We start from the raw sequence: 15,751 nt of genomic DNA, 5'->3' as shown, positions 1-15,751 counted from the left end.
TCCATGTACATGCCGCCGCAGTTCAAGTCCGACGACCCGGCGCTTGCTGCGGAGCTGATGCGCGACCACCCCTTCGCGACGCTCATCTCCAACGACGACGGCGGACAGCCGTTCGTCTCGCACCTGCCGCTGCATGCGGAGCGCAGCGGTGACGCCTTCACCATTTGGGGCCACTGCGCCAAGCCCAACCCGCACTGGCGCTACCTGCAGGCGCGCCCGAAAGCGCTGGCGGTGTTCATGGGCCCGCATGCCTACATGTCGCCCAAGGTGTACCCGGACCTCACGCGCGTGCCGACGTGGAACTACCTGTCGGTGCACTGCGAAGTCGAAGCGCGCCTGGTCGAGGACGACTTCGGCAAGGACCGGCTGCTGAAGAAACTGATCGGCGACCATGAGCCCGCGTACGCGCAGCAATGGCTCGACCTGGGCGAGGAATTCCAGCGCAAGATGCTCGCGGGCATTGTCGGCTTCGAGTTGCGCGTGACGTCGTGGCAGTGCAAGCTCAAGCTGAACCAGCACCGCAAGGAGGCGCACGCCGGCATGCGGCAGGTCTATGCGTCCGGCAGCCCGGACGAACGCGCGCTCGCCCAGTGGATGGAGCGGCTGGGACTCCAAGGAGGATGACATGCGGATGGTTTTCGGTGTCCTGAGCCTGCTGGTCGTCGTGGCGATCATCGGCGTGCTCGCGAAAAAGCAGCTCGGTTCGGTGTCCGGCGCGCCGCCGTCGACGAGCACGTCGTCCCAGGGCGTCACTGCGCCCGCGGGCACGCCCAAGCAGCAGGTCGAGGCCGTGAAGCAGTCGATCGAAAGCGCCGTGCAGCAGGCGCCGCGCCAGTCGACCGAAGAGACGAAGTGAGCGACGCCGCCTTCATGGCGCGCGCGCTCGCGCTGGCGCGCGAAGCGGCGGCGGCGGGCGAAGTGCCGGTGGGAGCCGTCGTCGTGCAGGACGGCGAGGTCGTGGGCACCGGGCGCAACGGCCCCATTGCGACGAGCGACCCGACGGCCCATGCCGAGATCGTCGCGTTGCGCGAGGCCGCGCGCGCGGCCGGCAACTACCGGCTCGATCGCTGCACGCTCTACGTGACGCTGGAACCGTGCCCGATGTGCGTGGGCGCGATGCTGCACGCGCGCGTGGGTCGGGTCGTGTTCGGCGCGCCGGACCCGAAGACAGGCGCGGCCGGCTCCGTCGTCGACCTGTTCGCACGCCGTGAGCTGAACCACCACACCACCGTTGAAGGCGGCGTGATGCAGGAGGAGTGCGCGGCGCTCCTCGGCGATTTCTTCCGGTCGCGCCGGGCCGAAGGCAAGGCGACGGCGCAGCCGCTGCGCGACGACGCGGTGCGCACCCCCGACGAGCGCTTCGCGAACCTGCCGGGTTTTCCGTGGGCGCCGCAGTACGTCTCCGACCTGCCTTCGCTGGCCGGGCTTCGCATGCACTACGTGGACGAAGGCCCGCGCGATGCGCCGCTGACCTGGCTGTGCCTGCACGGCAACCCGGCCTGGAGCTACCTCTACCGCCGCATGATCCCGGTGTTCCTGGAGCAGGGCCACCGTGTCGTCGCGCCCGACATGCCCGGCTTCGGCCGCAGCGACAAGCCGAAGAAGGACTCCGCACACACGTTCTCGTGGCACCGGCAGGTGCTGCTGGAGTTCGTCGAGCGGCTCGATTTGCGCAACGTCGTGCTGGTGGTCCAGGACTGGGGCGGCCTGCTCGGCCTGACGCTGCCGATGGCCGCGCCGCAGCGCTACCGCGGCCTGCTGGCGATGAACACCACGTTGGGCACGGGCGACGCGCCGCTGTCGCCGGGCTTCCTCGCCTGGCGCGAGATGTGCCGGACCAAGCCCGATTTCGACGTCGCGCGGCTTTTCTCGCGCGGCAACCCGCACATGATCAGCGCCGAATGCGAGGCCTACAACGCCCCGTTCCCGGACCGCGGCCACCGCGCGGCGCTGCGCGCGTTCCCGCCGATGGTGCCGGATCGCGTGGATGCCGATGGCGCGGCCGTCTCGCGCGAGGCGCGCGAGTTCTGGCGCTCGAAATGGGATGGGCAGGCCTTCATGGCCATAGGCGCGCTCGATCCCGTGCTGGGCACCGGCGTGATGCAGCAGCTGCGCGCGGACATCCGCGGCTGCGCCGAGCCCATGGTCCTGCCGCAGGCGGGCCACTTCGTGCAGGAGCACGGCGAGGAGATCGCCCGCGCCGCGGTGGGATACTTCCGCGCGTGAGCCACATCTACGTTTATTCGCCCTCCAGCGCCGTCCCCGACCGTTCCGTCATCCAGCGGGGCGTGAAGCGCCTCGAGGCCCTCGGGCATGAAGTCGAGCTCGACAAGGCCGTCTTCGCGCGCAAGATGCGCTTCGCCGGCGACGACGAGATCCGGCTCGCCGCGATCCATCGCGCCGCCGAAAGCGGCGCCGATATCGCGCTCATCACGCGCGGCGGCTACGGCCTGACTCGGCTGCTGCCGGACATCCGCTACAAGGTCCTCGCCAAAGCCATCGACCGCGGCATGAGCTTTGTCGGGCACAGCGACTTCACCGCGCTGCAGTGCGCCGTGATGGCGCAGACCGGCCGGGTCACCTGGTCCGGGCCCGCGCTCGGCGAAGACTTCGGCGGCGAAGGCGAGCCCGACGACATCATGCAGGCCTGCTTCGAGGACTTGGCGAGCGGGCAAGGGGAGGGCGCCGGCTGGCAACTGCCGCGCGCCGAGTCACGCGAACGCGCGTTCGAGGCGAAGGGCCTGCTGTGGGGCGGGAATCTCGCGATGATCGCGGCCCTCGCCGGCACGCCGTGGTTCCCGAAGGCCAAGGGCGGCATCCTGTACCTGGAAGACGTGGGCGAGCATCCCTACCGCGTAGAGCGCATGCTCACGCAGCTGCTCTACGCGGGCGTGCTGCAGCAACAGAAGGCGATCCTTATCGGGCAGTTCACCAACTACCGCTTGGCGCCGCACGACCGCGGCTTCGAGCTGAAGACGGTCGTGCAGTGGCTGCGCGCGCAGGTCAAGGCGCCCGTGTTCACGGGCCTGCCCTTCGGCCACGTGCCGACCAAGCTCGTGCTGCCCGTGGGCGCGAAAGTGGAGATGGCGGCGGAGGGCCGCGACGCGATCGTGGTGTGGGGTCACCGCCATTGAGGCGGCGGGGCGCTCAGCCGACCAGCGGGCTGGGACGCGAGCTCAGGCCGCCGGGCAGCAGGCCCTGGAACTGCGCGCTGATGCTCGCGATCTTCTGGCGCGCGGCGGATTCGCCGTGCATGTTGGCCAGCGCGGCCATCAGGTCGCCACGCAGGTACCACAACGCATGGATGTCGTTGGCGTAGCGGATGCGGCGCGTGATCTGCGGGAAGTGGCGCGGGCCGGCCGGGCCGAGCGCAGCCAGCATGGATTCGCGAATGTCCTCGGTCCCTTCGTCCAACGTCGAATCGGACGGCGGGCCGGGCGGGTTGCCGAGCAAACCGTAGACACTACGAAGGGTGGGCTTGAGCCAACGCATGGAAGGGTTGCGACAAAATCCGATGGCGGGGATCACAAGTTAGGCCTGCAACATGAAAACTACAAGGCAGTGGCGTGATGGAGTTAACGGAAAACCACACGCTAAATCAACACGTTGGTAACGAATCGTGAAGCTGTTTCCAGTTATTTCGGGCTTTAGGCCTTTCTTGTTCCGATGAGCACGCGCACCCTTTACCACTGCAAGCAGGCTCGTTCGTTCCGCGTGCTGTGGATGCTCGAGGAGCTCGGCCTCGACTACGAGCTGCACATGCTGCCGTTCCCGCCGCGCGTGTTCGCGCGCGACTACCTGCAGGTGAACCCGCTCGGCACGATCCCGTTCTATGTCGAAGGCGACGTGCGCATGACCGAGTCGAGCATGATCTGCCACTGGCTCGCGACGCAGCACGGCAAGCTGCACGTACCCGCCGGCGAGGCCGGCCACTCCGAGTACCTGAACTTCGTGAGCTACGGCGAAGCCACGCTGACGTTCCCGCTGGCCGTGCACTTCCGCTACACCGCGGTCGAGCCCGAAGAGCGCCGCCTGCCGCAGGCCGCCGAGGACTACAAGCGCTTCTTCATCGGCCGGCTCAAGTTGATCGAGCCGGTGCTGCAGAAGCGGCAGTGGCTGTGTGGCGACCGCTTCACGGCCGCCGACATCTCGGTGGGCTACGCGCTGGGTTTCGCGCGGACGCTCGGGCTGCACGATGCACTGCAGCCGCAGGTGCAGGACTACGAAAAGCGGCTGCGCGAGCGCGACGGCTACAAGCGGGCGGTGGCAAAGGAAGCGAACGGATGAACGAAGACAGGGCAGGGCGCTACCAGGAGCCCAACGAGGATTTCCCGCACGCGACGCGGCTGGACGACGTGCGCATCCGCGAGGTGCGGCCGCTGATCTCCGCGGCGCTGCTGCAGTACGAGCTTCCGGCCGACGAGAAGATCCAGGCGTTCATCGAGGAGAGCCGGCGCGAAGTGGCCGCCGTCGTTCACGGCACGGACCCGCGGCTGCTCGTGGTCGTCGGGCCGTGCTCCATCCACGACCGCGACCAGGCGCTGGAATACGCGCGCCGGCTGCGCGGGCTGTCGCGGGAACTGCACGACGACCTGCTCGTCGTGATGCGTGTGTACTTCGAGAAACCCCGCACCACCGTCGGCTGGAAGGGCTACATCAACGACCCGCGCCTGGACGGCAGCTTCCGCATCAACGAAGGCCTGCGCCGCGCGCGCGAGGTGCTGCTCGAGGTCGCGAAGCTCGGGCTGCCGGCGGGCACCGAGTTCCTCGACCTGCTCAGCCCCCAGTACATCGCCGACCTCGTGAGCTGGGGCGCGATCGGCGCGCGCACCACCGAAAGCCCGAGCCACCGCCAGCTGGCCTCCGGCATGAGCTGCCCGATCGGCTTCAAGAACGGCACCGACGGCAGCGTGCAGGTCGCGGCCGATGCCCTCGTCGCGTGCCGCTCGCCGCATGCCTTCATGGGCATGACCAAGATGGGGCAGGTCGCGATCTTCGAGACGGCGGGTAACGACGACTGCCACGTGATCCTGCGCGGCGGCACGCGCGGGCCGAACTATTCGCCACAGGACGTCGACGCGGCCTGCTCGGCGCTCGCGAAGTCCAAGGTGCTGGAGCGCGTGATGGTCGACTGCTCGCATGCGAACTCGCGCAAGGACTGGCAGAAGCAGGTGGAGGTGGCGCACTCTCTGGCGCAGCAGGTGGCCGGCGGCGAGCGGCGGATCATGGGGATCATGGTGGAAAGCCACCTGAAGCCGGGCCGCCAGGACCTCAAGCCCGGCGTGCCGCTGGAGCCGGGCGTGTCCATCACGGACGGCTGCATCGGCTGGGAACAGACCGACCAGGTGTTGCGAGAGCTGGCGCAGGCCGCCCGCAAGCGCCGCGGCGCGTAGCTTCAGGCGTCGCGGGCGAGGGGGCTGGGGCGCGAGCGCAGGCCGCTGGGCAACTGGTCGCGCACCACTGCGGAAATCCGGTCGAGCCGGTGGCGCGCCTCGGCTTCGCCGTGTTCGGCGGCGAGCAACGCCATCATCTCGCTGCGCATGAACCACAGCGACTGCAAGGTGGCCGCGCAGCGGATGCGCAGGTTCAGCATCGCGGCCTTCTCGCCAGGGTCGCCTTCGAGCAGCCCCAGCATCAGGCCGCGGAAGCGCTCCATCGCGGCGGCTTCGGCGTCCTCGCCCAGTTTCTGCGGCGAGCTTATGGGCCACATCGAGTGGATTCCCTCCCTGAGTTTTGAAAACATCGTCATTCGGGTTCCTTCCAGGCCGGAGTTGCGGCGGCGCGCAGCTCCACGATTTCGGTGACGGGTACTGCCGCAAGTCGTTGGGGAAGCAGCGCATGGGCGGGTGCGATGTCCGCCAGGCGCGCGAAAGTCATGGGCTGGGCCGGCACGCCGTAGGCCACCCGCTCGCGTAGCGCCTGGGGCAGGCGGGCGATGAAGGTGCGCGTGGCCAGCACGGTGCCGGCGCGGGCGCAGCGTGCGAACTCCTCGGCGTCGCCCATGGACTCGCCGACCATTTGCAGGTCGCCGGGCGCCGCGGCGCTGACCCAGGACTCGCCTTCGCACAGGCCGGCGTCGGCCTGCACGTCGAAGGGCCAGTCGCGGCGCAGCTTCCAGCGCGCATTGACCTCGCGCACGGCCTCGCGCACCTGCTGGGACGCTTCGAGCGCGGCCCAAAGATGGTCCTGGCGGCCACGCGGCAGGAAGCGGCACACGAAGCGGTGGGGCGCGACGCGCAGCAACTGGCCTTCATGCGTGGCTGCGATCCGGCGCACTTCCTCGGCCACGTCGTTGGCCAGGGCGAAGTAGTCGTGGACGGACAGGGCGACCCACAGGCTGTCGGCGTCGTGCAGCGTGACCGCGAGGACGGCGACGACCAGGACTTGCGGCTCCGCCGAGACGCCGGTGGCGGCCGGCATGGGCACGGGCGCCGCGACTTCGGCCCGCGCGGACGGCGAGCCCGAAAAGGATTCCAGGATGCGCCCGAGGCTCCAGCCTTCCCGCTTCAGGCGCTGGATGGTCTCGATGCGCTCGATCGTGTCGTCCGGGAAGTAGCCGATGCGCGGCGCCCCGCCGTCCTGCGGGTCGGGCGGCAGCACGTCCGGCCGGGGGATCAGCCCGGCCGAGATGTAGTTGTTGAGCGTGGCGCGCGAGATGCCCGTTCGCTCGAGGATTTCCTTGCTGCTAAGCATTCCTTGTCGTCTGTCCAAATAGACTTAGACAGAGCTGGACGGATACTTAGACAGACTTGGACAGTTGTCAACCTTCGAGGGTGGAGAGAGGGGACAGGCGTCGCCGCCGTGCAACGGCCTTCTACACAGCCAGCCCAGGCCACTCCCGGATGTTAGTTGACATAATATACATCGTATAAACCAGAGAAAGCGCGAGGAGACGGCGTGAAGCGCCTAGGCGCCGTCCTCCTAGCGCTTGTACTTCTCGCGCCAAGCCTTCGCTGCCGCAGCGATCAGCTGCGCGGAATCCGGGCGATTGGCCTTGCTTGCGAAGTCCGTGGCGGACATGCCGAGCTGGTTCTTCAATGTCGGGTCGGCGCCGGCTTCCAGCAGGAACCGGACGGCCGCCGGCGTGCCGTACATCGCCGCCATCATGAGCGGCGTGGTGCCGTTGGGCGCCTCGGCGTCGATGTACGCGTGTTCCTCGATCAGGAGCTCCATGACCGGGATGTGCCCGTTGGTGGCCGCGTAATGCAGCGGCGTCCAGCCGGTCTTGACGACGTCGGCGCCGCGGGCGACCAGCTTGCGGGCGAGCTCGAGCTGGCCGCGCAGGCTGGCCATCATCAGCGGCGTCTCGTCCTTGGCCGTCCGGGCGTCGACCTGGGTCTTCGGCGACTCGATGAGCGCCCCCGCGGCCTTCAGCGAGCCGTCGCGCAAGGCCAGGTATAGGCCGTGGGAGCCGTCCGGGCCGGGCGAATTGGGGTCGAACCCGCGCCTCAGCAGATTCTGGATCGCCGCCGGATCGTCCTTTCGGATGGCGGCGAAGAAGTCGTCGTAGGAGCCGGCGCTGGCGGACGAAACTACAATAGCGACAGCCAGATAGGCAATGAACTTGAAGTGTTTTCTCACGCTGCGGGCACCCCGAACAGGCGCTCGAAATTGCGGCTGGTGGCCTCGGCGACGGCTTCCACGGTGGTCTGGCGAACTTCGGCGATCTGCCTGGCGACGTACGGCACCAGCGACGGGTTGTTGGTCTTGCCCCGAAAAGGCACCGGTGCCAGGTAGGGGCTGTCGGTTTCGATCAATAGGCGGTCCGCCGGGACGAAAGCCGCGACATCGCGCAGGTCCTGCGCGTTCTTGAAGGTCACGATGCCCGAAAACGAGATGTGGAAGCCCAGGTCGAGCGCCGCTCGCGCCACCTCGGCCGTCTCGGTGAAGCAGTGGAACACGCCGCCCGCGCTGCCCGCTCCGCCCTCCTCGCCCTCTTCCTTCAGGATCCGCACCGTGTCGGCCGACGACGCGCGGGTGTGGATGATCAGCGGCTTGCGCACCTGGCGCGCGGCGCGGATGTGCGTGCGGAAGCGGTTGCGCTGCCATTCCAGGTCGGCCACGGCGCGGCCGCCCTTGCGTTCTTCCATCTGGTAGTAGTCCAGGCCCGTCTCGCCGATCGCCACGACCTTGGGCAAGTGGGAGCGCGTCACCAGGTCTTCAACCGTGGGCTCCGTGACGCCTTCGTTGTCGGGGTGCACGCCGACGCTGGCCCAGAAGTTGTCGTAGCCGGTCGCCAATGCGTGCACCGCCGGGAATTCCTCCAGCGTCGTGCAGATGCACAGCGCGCGGTCGACCTGCGCCTGCGCCATGGCCTCGCGGATCTGCGGCAGCTGGCCCAGCAGTTCGGGAAAGGACAGGTGGCAGTGCGAATCGACGAACATCCGCCGATGCTACCGCCTCGTCGCGGCCGCTTCAGATGGTCTGGGTCGGGCGCTCGGAAGCGAGGTGGCCGCCGAGGATCTCTTCGATCTTGATCTTGAGCAGCTTGGACTTCTCGTCCGACGGGAAGCGCACGCCGACGCCTTGCGTGCGGTTGGCCGCGGCGCGCTGCGGGGTGACCCACGCGACCTTGCCGGCCACCGGGTAGCGCTGCGGGTCGTCGGGCAGCGAGAGCAGCACGTACACGTCGTCGCCCAGGCGGTAGTCGCGCGTCGTCGGGATGAACACGCCGCCGTCCGCGAACAAGGGGATGTAGGCGGCATACAGCGCGGCCTTCTCCTTGATGGCGAGCTGGATGACGCTGGGACGGGGAGTGCTGTGGGCGGCCATGGCGGTACTGCTCAGTGGCCCGAGTGTAGGGCCGAGCGGCCCTGGCTCACAAGCGCCTCCAGCAGCAGGCCGGCGTTGTACGGGTGCTCCACGGTGCGCAGCGTGCGCGCCAGCTCGCGCGACCACTCCGCGAGCACCGCGTAGGCCGGGGGGCGGGGCAGGTCGGCGAGCTGGAAGAAGCGCGGGGCAGCGCCGGCGCGCACGGCCATCAGGTCGTGGCACAGCTTCAGGAGGCCGTCGACGGCGCGCGCAGCCGACCAGTCGCCCATGAGCGAAGCGTCGCCGCGCGCGATGGCCTTGGGCAGCGAGGACCACTGGCGCGCGTCGATGCCCGCGCGCGACATGGCCAGCGCGTCTTCCGGCCGCCCGCCCGCGGCGCGCAGCAGGGCGTCGACGTCGCCGCTGGGCACGCCTTGCCCGGCCAGCCATTGCGCCGCTTCCGGCGGCTTCGGCCAGTCCATGGTGTGGCCCAGGCAGCGGCTGCGGATCGTCGGCAGCAGCTGGTGCGCAGCCTCGGTCGCCAGCACGAAGCGCACATCGCCCGGTGGTTCTTCCAGCGTCTTCAGCAGGGCGTTGGCCGTGATGGGGTTCATGCGCTCGGCGGGATAGACCAGCACGGCCTTGCCTCGCCCTCGCCCGCTGGTGCGCTGCGCGAACTCGATCGCGTCGCGCATCGCATCGACGCGGATTTCCTTGCTCGGCTTGCGCTTCTTGTCGTCGATGTCGCCCTGCGCCTTCTCGCCCAGCGGCCAGCCCAGGTCGATCATCACGGTCTCGGGCATCAGCACGAACAGGTCGGCGTGCGTGCGCACGTCGATGGCGTGGCAGCTCGGGCAGTTGCCGCAAGCGCCTTGCGCCGTCGGCGTTTCGCACAGCCAGGCGCGCACCATCTCCAGCGCCAGGGGGTATTGGCCCAGGCCCGACGGGCCCTGCAACAGCCACGCGTGCCCGCGTTGTTGCAGCAGGCCTTGCAGCTGCGAAGCGATCCAGGGGGCGCTCACGCGAGCCAGCCCTTGGACTTCACCGCCGCCAGCACATCGCGCCACACGGCATCGCGCGGCTGGTCGCCGGCCAGGCGAGCGAAGCGACCTGCCTGCTCGCGCGCCCGCCGGTCGTAACCGGCGGCGACACGCGCGAAGAATTCCGCCGGCTGTGACTCGAACTTGTCCGGCACGCGAACGCCCGCCAGCCGCTGCGCAGCGACCTTCGGGTCGATCTCGAAGAGCAGGGTGAGGTCGGGCTGGCGCAAGGCCGCGGCGGGCGTGCGTTGCACCACCTGCTCGAGCTGCTCCAGCACGGCCCAGTCGAAGCCGCGCCCGCCGCCCTGGTAGGCGAAGGTCGCATCGGTGAAGCGGTCGCACAGCACGACGTCGCCCCGCGCCAGCGCCGGTTCGATGACCTGCACCAGGTGGTCGCGCCGCGCCGCGAACATCACGAGCGCCTCGGCCAGCGGGTCCATCGGCTCGTTGAGCGCCAGCGTGCGCAGCTTCTCGGCCAGCGGTGTGCCGCCCGGCTCTCGCGTCACGACCACCGCCCTGCCCTGCGCCTTGAACGCTTCGGCCAGGGCCTGCACGTGGCTGGACTTGCCCGCGCCGTCGATGCCTTCGAAGGTGATGAAAACGCCCGGCTTCACGGCAGTTTGCGCTGGTACTTGTTCACCGCGCGATTGTGCTCGTCGAGGTTCGCGCTGAAATGGCTGGTGCCGTCGCCGCGTGCGACGAAGTACAGCGCGTCGCTTTGCGCGGGCTGCACGGCTGCCAGCAGCGACGCCTTGCCCGGCATCGAGATCGGCGTGGGCGGCAGGCCGGGGCGCGTGTAGGTGTTCCAGGGCGTGTCCGCCTGCAGGTCCTTCTTGCGCAGGTTGCCGTCGAAGGCCGCGCCCATGCCGTAGATCACCGTGGGGTCCGTCTGCAAGGGCATGCCCACGCGCAGGCGGTTGTTGAACACCGCCGAGACCAGCGTGCGGTCCGACGGCTTGCCCGTTTCCTTCTCGACGATGCTCGCGACGATCAGCGCCTCGTCCGGCGTCTTCGCGACGGAGCGCGGCGTGCGTTGCTCCCACGCTTGCGCCAGGCGCTTGTCCATGGCGCGCATCGCCCGCTGCAGCACCTTCACGTCGCTGGAGCCCTTGGCGTAGGTGTAGGTGTCGGGGAAGAAGCGGCCCTCGGGATGAACGCCCGGCCGGCCCAGTGTCGCCATCAGCTGTTCGTCGCTCATGGCTTTCGTGTCGGGCCTGAGCGTGTCTTCCTTGGCCAGCGCCGCGCGCACCTGCCGGATGTTCCAGCCTTCGACCAGCGTGAGGGCGCGCAGCGACTCCTCGCCACGGGCGAGTTTCGACAGGAGCCCCTCCGGCGTGATGCCGGCCTCCAGTTCGTAGCTGCCCGCCTTGATCTGGCGGCCCTGGCCCGAGATGCGGAACCAGCCGTAGAGCAGCTGCGGGTCGACGTCGACACCGGCGTCGTGCACCGCTTGCGCCACCGCGCGCGGCAAGGTGCCGGGCTCGATGGACAGGTCCACGGTGGCGGCGCGCAGCTTCAGCGGCTGGTTCAGCCACCACCAGCCCCAGCCGGCCGCGCCGGCGGCCGCCAGGAACAACAGGAAAAGGACGGTCGTGAAGAAGCGGCGCACCGGGCTGGCCCTACGGGCCTTCATGGAATGGGCTCACGATAATAATTCAGCGATGACCCAAGCCCTGGATGGCGTTGCGCCGCTCGCGCACCTCGGAGTGATCGCGGTGTCCGGCGAGGACGCGGTGAGCTTCCTGCAGAACCAGCTGACGAACGACGTTGCCCTGCTGGGCAGCGGCGAGGCGCGGCTGGCCGCCTACTGTTCGGCCAAGGGCCGCATGCAGGCCAGCTTCGTGTGCTTCAAGCCGTCCGACACCGAGGTGCTGCTGGTGATGAGCCGCGACATCCTGCCCCAGACGCTCAAGCGCCTGTCGATGTTCGTGCTGCGGGCCAAGGCGAAGCTGCGCGATGCGAGCGGTGAATACGAGCTGTGGGGCGTGGCCGGCGGACAGGCGCCGCGCCGGCCGTGGGAGTCGAAGCGCGACGGCGCAACGACGCTGGTCGGGCTCTACCCCGCGGACGGCACGCCCCGCGCGCTCGCTATCGGCGCGCGGCCGCCAGGGCCCGAGCTCGATCCTGCGCTGTGGGCCTGGGGCGAGGTGCGCGCCGGGGTCGCCACCATCACCGCGCCGATCGTCGAAGCGTTCGTGCCGCAGATGCTCAACTACGAATCCGTGGGCGGCGTGAATTTCAAGAAGGGTTGCTACCCGGGCCAGGAAATCGTGGCGCGCAGCCAGTTCCGCGGCACGCTCAAACGCCGCGCGTTCCTGGCGCACGGCCCCGCGCAGCTGTCGGTGGGACAGGAGCTCTTCCATGAATCCGATGCGTCACAGCCATGCGGCACCGTGGCGCAAGCCGCGGCTGCGCCGGGTGGGGCCTGCGACGCGATCGTGTCCATCCAACTGGCCGCCGCGCAAGGCGGCAAGGTGCTGGCCGGCGGCGCGGAGCTGAAGCTATCTCCGCCGCCCTATCCCTTGCTCGACGACATCTGACGCAGAAGCCGCGCCCGCTCGGCATACGGGGCGGCGAGGTCCGGGCGGCCGATCGCCGTGTAGCCGCGCGCGACGTTGGCCAGCATGGGGGCGACGTTCGGGTGCGAACGCAGCACATGCTCCCAGATGCGGATCGCGTTGGGCCAGTCGCCCCAACGCCCCAGCTCGTCGGCCACCAGGGGCGTCATCAGCCGCTCGTGCGGATGCAGGCGCATGCCTTCGTCGGCCAGCCGCAGCATCTCGGACTTCGCGGGCAGCCAGCGAACGTCGTTCGGGTTCGAGGTGCCGCCGATCTCGAGGGCGATGCGCGCGGCGCGGGCGAGGCGGGATTCCGCGCGGGCGGCGGTGACCGTGGCGTAGGCGGCGAGCACGAGAGCAACGACGATCACCGCGGACGTGGCAATGCTGGAGCGCCGCGACAGCGATATCTCGCCACGCGGAAGCGCGAGGCCGCCGAGGCCTAGCGCGAACATCGCGCCGGTCGCGGCCAGGTGCCATGGGAAACCCGCGGCACTGACGACTAACAGCGCGCCGAGGCTGGCCAGGAGCGCAGCGCGCCATGCATCGACCGTGCGGACTTCACGCACAAGCCAGGTCACCAATGCGGCGAGGAACAGCCAGCCCACGATGCCGTACTCCGCCACGAGCTGCAGGAATTCGTTGTGCGCAAAGTAATCGGCCTCGTGCTCCCATGACCCCGCGCCGACGCCGGCGAGCGGATGGTCCGCGATGGTTCGCGCGGTCGCAGCCCACATGTCCAGACGCATAGTCGTCGCCTCGTCCCGCGACGCGATCGCCGCCCCACGCGTGAAGACCCGCGCGATGGCGGTGTCGCCGCGCTGCTCCGCGGCGATGCGCGCATCGCCCGTCGGCACGGTGCCGAGCAGGACGAAGGGCAGCAGCGCGACGAGGACCCACGACCGCGTGGGCCGCGCCAGCAGCGCCGAGGCCAGCAGCAGCCCCAGCGCGACGAGCGCCGCGCGCGCGCCCGTCATGCCAATCGCCAGCACCACCACCCCTGCCGCGAGCGCGATCAGGATTCGATTGCCCCGGCGGCGCTCGCGCACCACGAGCCATGCGAACCACGGCAATGCACATACCGCGAACTCGGCGAAGAAATTGCGGTTGACGAAGGTGGACGCCGGGCGTGCGCCCTGCGGGAACAGCTCGAGCCCGAAGAAGAACTGCAGGACGACCCAGAGCGACGCCACGGTCGCGCCCAGCGCCACTCCCCGTGCCACCACTGCGCGCCTTGCCTCATCGTGAAGGACTTGCAGCGCGACGCACGCGAGCAGCGCCACCACCAGCCAGCGGACTGTTTCGACACCGGCGAGCCACGGATGTGCCCAAGCCATGCTGGCGAATGCATAGGCGGCCAGCAGCAACGGCAAGAGCAGCACCGGATGCCAGCGCAGGATGAGCGGCGCCTCGCTGCGTGGCCACACGAACACGAGCGCGGCCAGCAAGGCACCGCAGGCGACGACGGCCGACTTGAACGTGTCCTGCAACATCCCCTCGTGCGTGACGCCCAGGGATGCCGCCGCGGCGATCGCCGCGGCGAGCAGCGCCGCCACGACGGTGCCGCGATCGGATTTCACTTCGCCAGGGGCCGCGCCATCTCGATGTGCGGGATGCCCGCTTCCTCGAATTCGTCGCCGCGGGGCGCGAAGCCCAGGCCGAGGTAGAACGACTCCGCCGTGCGCTGCGCGTGCAGCACGATCTCGCGGTCACCGCGCTTGCGGGCCGCCCCCATCAGCGCGTCCATCACCGCGCGGCCCACGCCCGAGCCGCGCAGCACCTTGTGGGTGGCAACGCGGCCGATCTTGGCCGAGCCCTTGTCCGCAGGCAGCAAACGCCCCGTCGCCACCGCCTGGCCGAGGCGGTTGAAGGCCACCGCATGGAGCGCCGTGTCGTCGGCCTCGTCCCACTCCATCTCCAGCGGCACCTTCTGCTCGTCGACGAAGACTTCGGTGCGGATGCGCCGCGCCGGGTCACGCAATTCGCTCCACGGGCCGACCCGCACCTCGAACACGGGCTCGCCCGCCTCGTAGCCTTCCAGCACCTGCCGCAGCGCCTGTGGCACCGGTTTCGACTTCTGCGTGGCCGGGTCGGCAAAGACGTAGAGCAGTTCGCAGGTGATCAGCAGGTCGTTGTCGCGGAAGATCGCGCCGGTGAACACCATCGAGGAGTTGCCGATCTTCGAGCACTTCACGCCCACCTCCAGGCGCTCGTCCATCCGCGCGGATGCATGGAATTCCACCGTCGCCTTCTTCGCGTAGATGTCGCCGCCCAGCGAATGCATCGCCTCCTCGTACGGCAAGGCGAGCGCGCGCCAGTAGTCGGCCACCGCGGTGTCGAAGTACATCAGGTAGTGCGCGTTGAACACGATCTTCTGCATGTCCACTTCGGCCCAGCGCACGCGCAGGCGGTGGAAGAATCGGAAGTCGCTTCTCTTCATGCGTGGAATGCTCCGGCGAGGGCCTTCGCCGCATCGGCGTGCGCCTGGCGCGCCTCGCGGATGGCACGGCCCATCTTGATGAATTCGTGGGTGACGCCCCGGTAGATCTCGATGTCCACCGGCACGCCCGCGAGGCGCAGTTTATCCGCGTAGGCGATGCCATCGTCGACCAGCGGGTCGCATTCGGCCAGGCCGAACCACGCCGGCGCCACGCCTTCGACATCGTCGGCGTTCAGCGGTGCGAAACGCCAGTCGCCGCGCAGCTCGCGCGGGATGAACTGGTCGAAGAACCAGTCGATGTGTTTCTGCTCCAGCACCAGGCCGCGCGCGAAGCGGCGGTGCGACGGGGCCGACGTGTCCGGTGCGGTGCCCGGATAGAACAGTAGCTGCAGGGCGAGCGGTAAACCGGTGTCACGCGCTTCGATCGCGCAGTACGCCGCGAGCGTCCCGCCCGCGCTGTCGCCACCCACGGCCAGGCGCGAAGGCACACCGCCATGGCTGGCGCTGCCCTTCGCGATCCACCGCAGCGCATCCCACGCATCGTCGAACGCCGTCGGGAACTTGTGTTCCGGCGCCAGGCGGTAGCCCACCGAGATCACCGCGCACGGGGCCAGGCGGGCGAGCTCCCGGCACAGGATGTCGTGCGACGCCACGCTGCCGATGGTGAAGCCACCCCCGTGGAAATACACCAGCAGCGGCATCTTCCCCTGCGCGGGCGCGTACAGCCGCGCCGGGATCGCGAAGCCGTCGCGCGCGGGGATCGTGAAGTCCTCGACGCGCGCCAGCTCGGCCTTGGGCACCTCCAGCACGCCGGCGCCCAGCTCGTAGGACGCCTTGGCCTGGCGCGCCGGCAGCTCGTAGACGGGCGGGTAGGGTGCGCGGTGCATGCGTTCCAGCACCGAGCGCATCGCGGGCGTCAGCTCGGGAAATTCGGGCAGAAAGGTCTCGGGCATCGCGCTACA

General features: G+C 69.3%; 19 protein-coding genes. 7 read left to right on the top strand and 12 right to left on the bottom strand.

Going from position 1 to position 15,751, the window contains the following annotated elements; translation table 11 throughout:
• Positions 1-3: 3 nt before the first annotated feature.
• From WG903_RS13450 to WG903_RS13435, 4 genes are read left to right on the top strand one after another with little or no spacing between them, the layout of a single operon-like run.
• Positions 4-624 carry an FMN-binding negative transcriptional regulator gene (locus WG903_RS13450; RefSeq protein WP_340078243.1) on the top strand — a complete coding sequence of 207 codons (621 nt, stop codon included), beginning with the start codon at positions 4-6 and terminating at the stop codon, positions 622-624.
• Between the two features lies 1 nt (position 625).
• On the top strand, positions 626-856 hold the full coding sequence (locus WG903_RS13445) for a hypothetical protein (RefSeq protein ID WP_340076160.1): 231 nt from the start codon (positions 626-628) through the stop codon (positions 854-856).
• A gap of 14 nt (positions 857-870) precedes the next feature.
• A complete protein-coding gene (gene tadA, locus WG903_RS13440; protein WP_340078242.1) occupies positions 871-2,226 on the top strand; it encodes a tRNA adenosine(34) deaminase TadA in 1,356 nt (451 codons plus the stop codon).
• Positions 2,223-3,134, top strand: a complete 912-nt coding sequence (locus tag WG903_RS13435) for an LD-carboxypeptidase (protein WP_340076158.1) — start codon at positions 2,223-2,225, stop codon at positions 3,132-3,134. The genes tadA and WG903_RS13435 overlap by 4 nt, the downstream gene beginning before the upstream one ends.
• Before the next feature lie 13 nt (positions 3,135-3,147).
• Here WG903_RS13435 and WG903_RS13430 read toward each other — a convergent pair whose 3' ends face one another.
• Positions 3,148-3,492 (bottom strand): hypothetical protein, encoded by a 345-nt coding sequence (locus tag WG903_RS13430; protein ID WP_340076156.1) that lies wholly within the window; start codon positions 3,490-3,492, stop codon positions 3,148-3,150.
• 174 nt (positions 3,493-3,666) lie between these two features.
• Between WG903_RS13430 and WG903_RS13425 the strand changes: the two genes are divergently transcribed.
• Both WG903_RS13425 and WG903_RS13420 read left to right on the top strand, forming a co-directional pair.
• On the top strand, positions 3,667-4,287 hold the full coding sequence (locus WG903_RS13425) for a glutathione S-transferase family protein (RefSeq protein WP_340076154.1): 621 nt from the start codon (positions 3,667-3,669) through the stop codon (positions 4,285-4,287).
• Positions 4,284-5,393, top strand: a complete 1,110-nt coding sequence (locus tag WG903_RS13420; protein ID WP_340076152.1) for a 3-deoxy-7-phosphoheptulonate synthase — start codon at positions 4,284-4,286, stop codon at positions 5,391-5,393. The genes WG903_RS13425 and WG903_RS13420 overlap by 4 nt, the downstream gene beginning before the upstream one ends.
• Positions 5,394-5,395: 2 nt before the next feature.
• On the opposite strand, the gene WG903_RS13415 is transcribed toward WG903_RS13420, so the two are convergent.
• The 8 genes from WG903_RS13415 to mltG all read right to left on the bottom strand — a co-directional run bounded on the left by WG903_RS13415 (position 5,396) and on the right by mltG (position 11,424).
• Entirely contained in the window at positions 5,396-5,710 is a 315-nt protein-coding gene (locus tag WG903_RS13415; protein ID WP_340076150.1) for a hypothetical protein, read from the bottom strand.
• A gap of 35 nt (positions 5,711-5,745) precedes the next feature.
• Entirely contained in the window at positions 5,746-6,693 is a 948-nt protein-coding gene (locus WG903_RS13410) for a MerR family transcriptional regulator (protein WP_340076148.1), read from the bottom strand.
• 228 nt (positions 6,694-6,921) lie between these two features.
• The gene (locus WG903_RS13405; RefSeq protein WP_340076145.1) at positions 6,922-7,581 is read right to left on the bottom strand and encodes an ankyrin repeat domain-containing protein; all 660 of its coding nucleotides are present in this window, start codon (positions 7,579-7,581) and stop codon (positions 6,922-6,924) included.
• Positions 7,578-8,384 (bottom strand): TatD family hydrolase, encoded by an 807-nt coding sequence (locus WG903_RS13400; protein ID WP_340076142.1) that lies wholly within the window; start codon positions 8,382-8,384, stop codon positions 7,578-7,580. Before WG903_RS13400 ends, WG903_RS13405 begins: the two co-directional genes overlap by 4 nt.
• Before the next feature lie 31 nt (positions 8,385-8,415).
• Positions 8,416-8,772: a PilZ domain-containing protein gene (locus WG903_RS13395; RefSeq protein WP_340076140.1), complete on the bottom strand. Its 357-nt coding sequence runs from the start codon at positions 8,770-8,772 to the stop codon at positions 8,416-8,418.
• A gap of 11 nt (positions 8,773-8,783) precedes the next feature.
• Entirely contained in the window at positions 8,784-9,773 is a 990-nt protein-coding gene (locus WG903_RS13390) for a DNA polymerase III subunit delta' (RefSeq protein ID WP_340076138.1), read from the bottom strand.
• Positions 9,770-10,405 carry a dTMP kinase gene (gene tmk, locus WG903_RS13385; RefSeq protein ID WP_340076136.1) on the bottom strand — a complete coding sequence of 212 codons (636 nt, stop codon included), beginning with the start codon at positions 10,403-10,405 and terminating at the stop codon, positions 9,770-9,772. The genes WG903_RS13390 and tmk overlap by 4 nt, the downstream gene beginning before the upstream one ends.
• On the bottom strand, positions 10,402-11,424 hold the full coding sequence (gene mltG / locus WG903_RS13380; RefSeq protein ID WP_340076134.1) for an endolytic transglycosylase MltG: 1,023 nt from the start codon (positions 11,422-11,424) through the stop codon (positions 10,402-10,404). Before mltG ends, tmk begins: the two co-directional genes overlap by 4 nt.
• 28 nt (positions 11,425-11,452) lie before the next feature.
• Here mltG and ygfZ point away from each other — a divergent pair, with 28 nt between their 5' ends.
• Positions 11,453-12,331 (top strand): CAF17-like 4Fe-4S cluster assembly/insertion protein YgfZ, encoded by an 879-nt coding sequence (gene ygfZ / locus WG903_RS13375; protein WP_340076132.1) that lies wholly within the window; start codon positions 11,453-11,455, stop codon positions 12,329-12,331.
• Here the strand turns inward: ygfZ and WG903_RS13370 are convergent.
• Genes WG903_RS13370 through WG903_RS13360 form a run of 3 tightly spaced genes read right to left on the bottom strand, consistent with a single transcriptional unit; the run spans position 12,307 to position 15,742 of the window.
• Entirely contained in the window at positions 12,307-13,929 is a 1,623-nt protein-coding gene (locus tag WG903_RS13370; protein WP_340076131.1) for an O-antigen ligase family protein, read from the bottom strand. The genes ygfZ and WG903_RS13370 overlap by 25 nt on opposite strands.
• Positions 13,926-14,789 (bottom strand): YbgC/FadM family acyl-CoA thioesterase, encoded by an 864-nt coding sequence (locus tag WG903_RS13365; protein ID WP_340076130.1) that lies wholly within the window; start codon positions 14,787-14,789, stop codon positions 13,926-13,928. Before WG903_RS13365 ends, WG903_RS13370 begins: the two co-directional genes overlap by 4 nt.
• Positions 14,786-15,742 carry an alpha/beta hydrolase gene (locus tag WG903_RS13360; protein WP_340076129.1) on the bottom strand — a complete coding sequence of 319 codons (957 nt, stop codon included), beginning with the start codon at positions 15,740-15,742 and terminating at the stop codon, positions 14,786-14,788. The genes WG903_RS13365 and WG903_RS13360 overlap by 4 nt, the downstream gene beginning before the upstream one ends.
• Positions 15,743-15,751 lie beyond the last annotated feature (9 nt).

The organism is Ramlibacter sp. PS4R-6, from assembly GCF_037572775.1.
Lineage (GTDB): Bacteria > Pseudomonadota > Gammaproteobacteria > Burkholderiales > Burkholderiaceae_C > Ramlibacter.
This window is presented reverse-complemented; position numbering and strand designations above follow the sequence as displayed.

What these genes read in the sequence shown, in the direction of transcription:
- WG903_RS13395 (WP_340076140.1), bottom strand. Translation starts at nt 8,772, where the DNA reads ATGGCCGCCCACAGCACTCCCCGTCCCAGCGTCATCCAGCTCGCCATC.
- tadA (WP_340078242.1), top strand. Translation starts at nt 871, where the DNA reads ATGGCGCGCGCGCTCGCGCTGGCGCGCGAAGCGGCGGCGGCGGGCGAA.
- WG903_RS13415 (WP_340076150.1), bottom strand. Translation starts at nt 5,710, where the DNA reads ATGTGGCCCATAAGCTCGCCGCAGAAACTGGGCGAGGACGCCGAAGCC.
- WG903_RS13450 (WP_340078243.1), top strand. Translation starts at nt 4, where the DNA reads ATGTACATGCCGCCGCAGTTCAAGTCCGACGACCCGGCGCTTGCTGCG.
- mltG (WP_340076134.1), bottom strand. Translation starts at nt 11,424, where the DNA reads ATGAAGGCCCGTAGGGCCAGCCCGGTGCGCCGCTTCTTCACGACCGTC.
- WG903_RS13430 (WP_340076156.1), bottom strand. Translation starts at nt 3,492, where the DNA reads ATGCGTTGGCTCAAGCCCACCCTTCGTAGTGTCTACGGTTTGCTCGGC.
- WG903_RS13365 (WP_340076130.1), bottom strand. Translation starts at nt 14,789, where the DNA reads ATGAAGAGAAGCGACTTCCGATTCTTCCACCGCCTGCGCGTGCGCTGG.
- WG903_RS13425 (WP_340076154.1), top strand. Translation starts at nt 3,667, where the DNA reads ATGAGCACGCGCACCCTTTACCACTGCAAGCAGGCTCGTTCGTTCCGC.
- WG903_RS13420 (WP_340076152.1), top strand. Translation starts at nt 4,284, where the DNA reads ATGAACGAAGACAGGGCAGGGCGCTACCAGGAGCCCAACGAGGATTTC.
- WG903_RS13400 (WP_340076142.1), bottom strand. Translation starts at nt 8,384, where the DNA reads ATGTTCGTCGATTCGCACTGCCACCTGTCCTTTCCCGAACTGCTGGGC.
- WG903_RS13360 (WP_340076129.1), bottom strand. Translation starts at nt 15,742, where the DNA reads ATGCCCGAGACCTTTCTGCCCGAATTTCCCGAGCTGACGCCCGCGATG.
- ygfZ (WP_340076132.1), top strand. Translation starts at nt 11,453, where the DNA reads ATGACCCAAGCCCTGGATGGCGTTGCGCCGCTCGCGCACCTCGGAGTG.
- WG903_RS13410 (WP_340076148.1), bottom strand. Translation starts at nt 6,693, where the DNA reads ATGCTTAGCAGCAAGGAAATCCTCGAGCGAACGGGCATCTCGCGCGCC.
- WG903_RS13445 (WP_340076160.1), top strand. Translation starts at nt 626, where the DNA reads ATGCGGATGGTTTTCGGTGTCCTGAGCCTGCTGGTCGTCGTGGCGATC.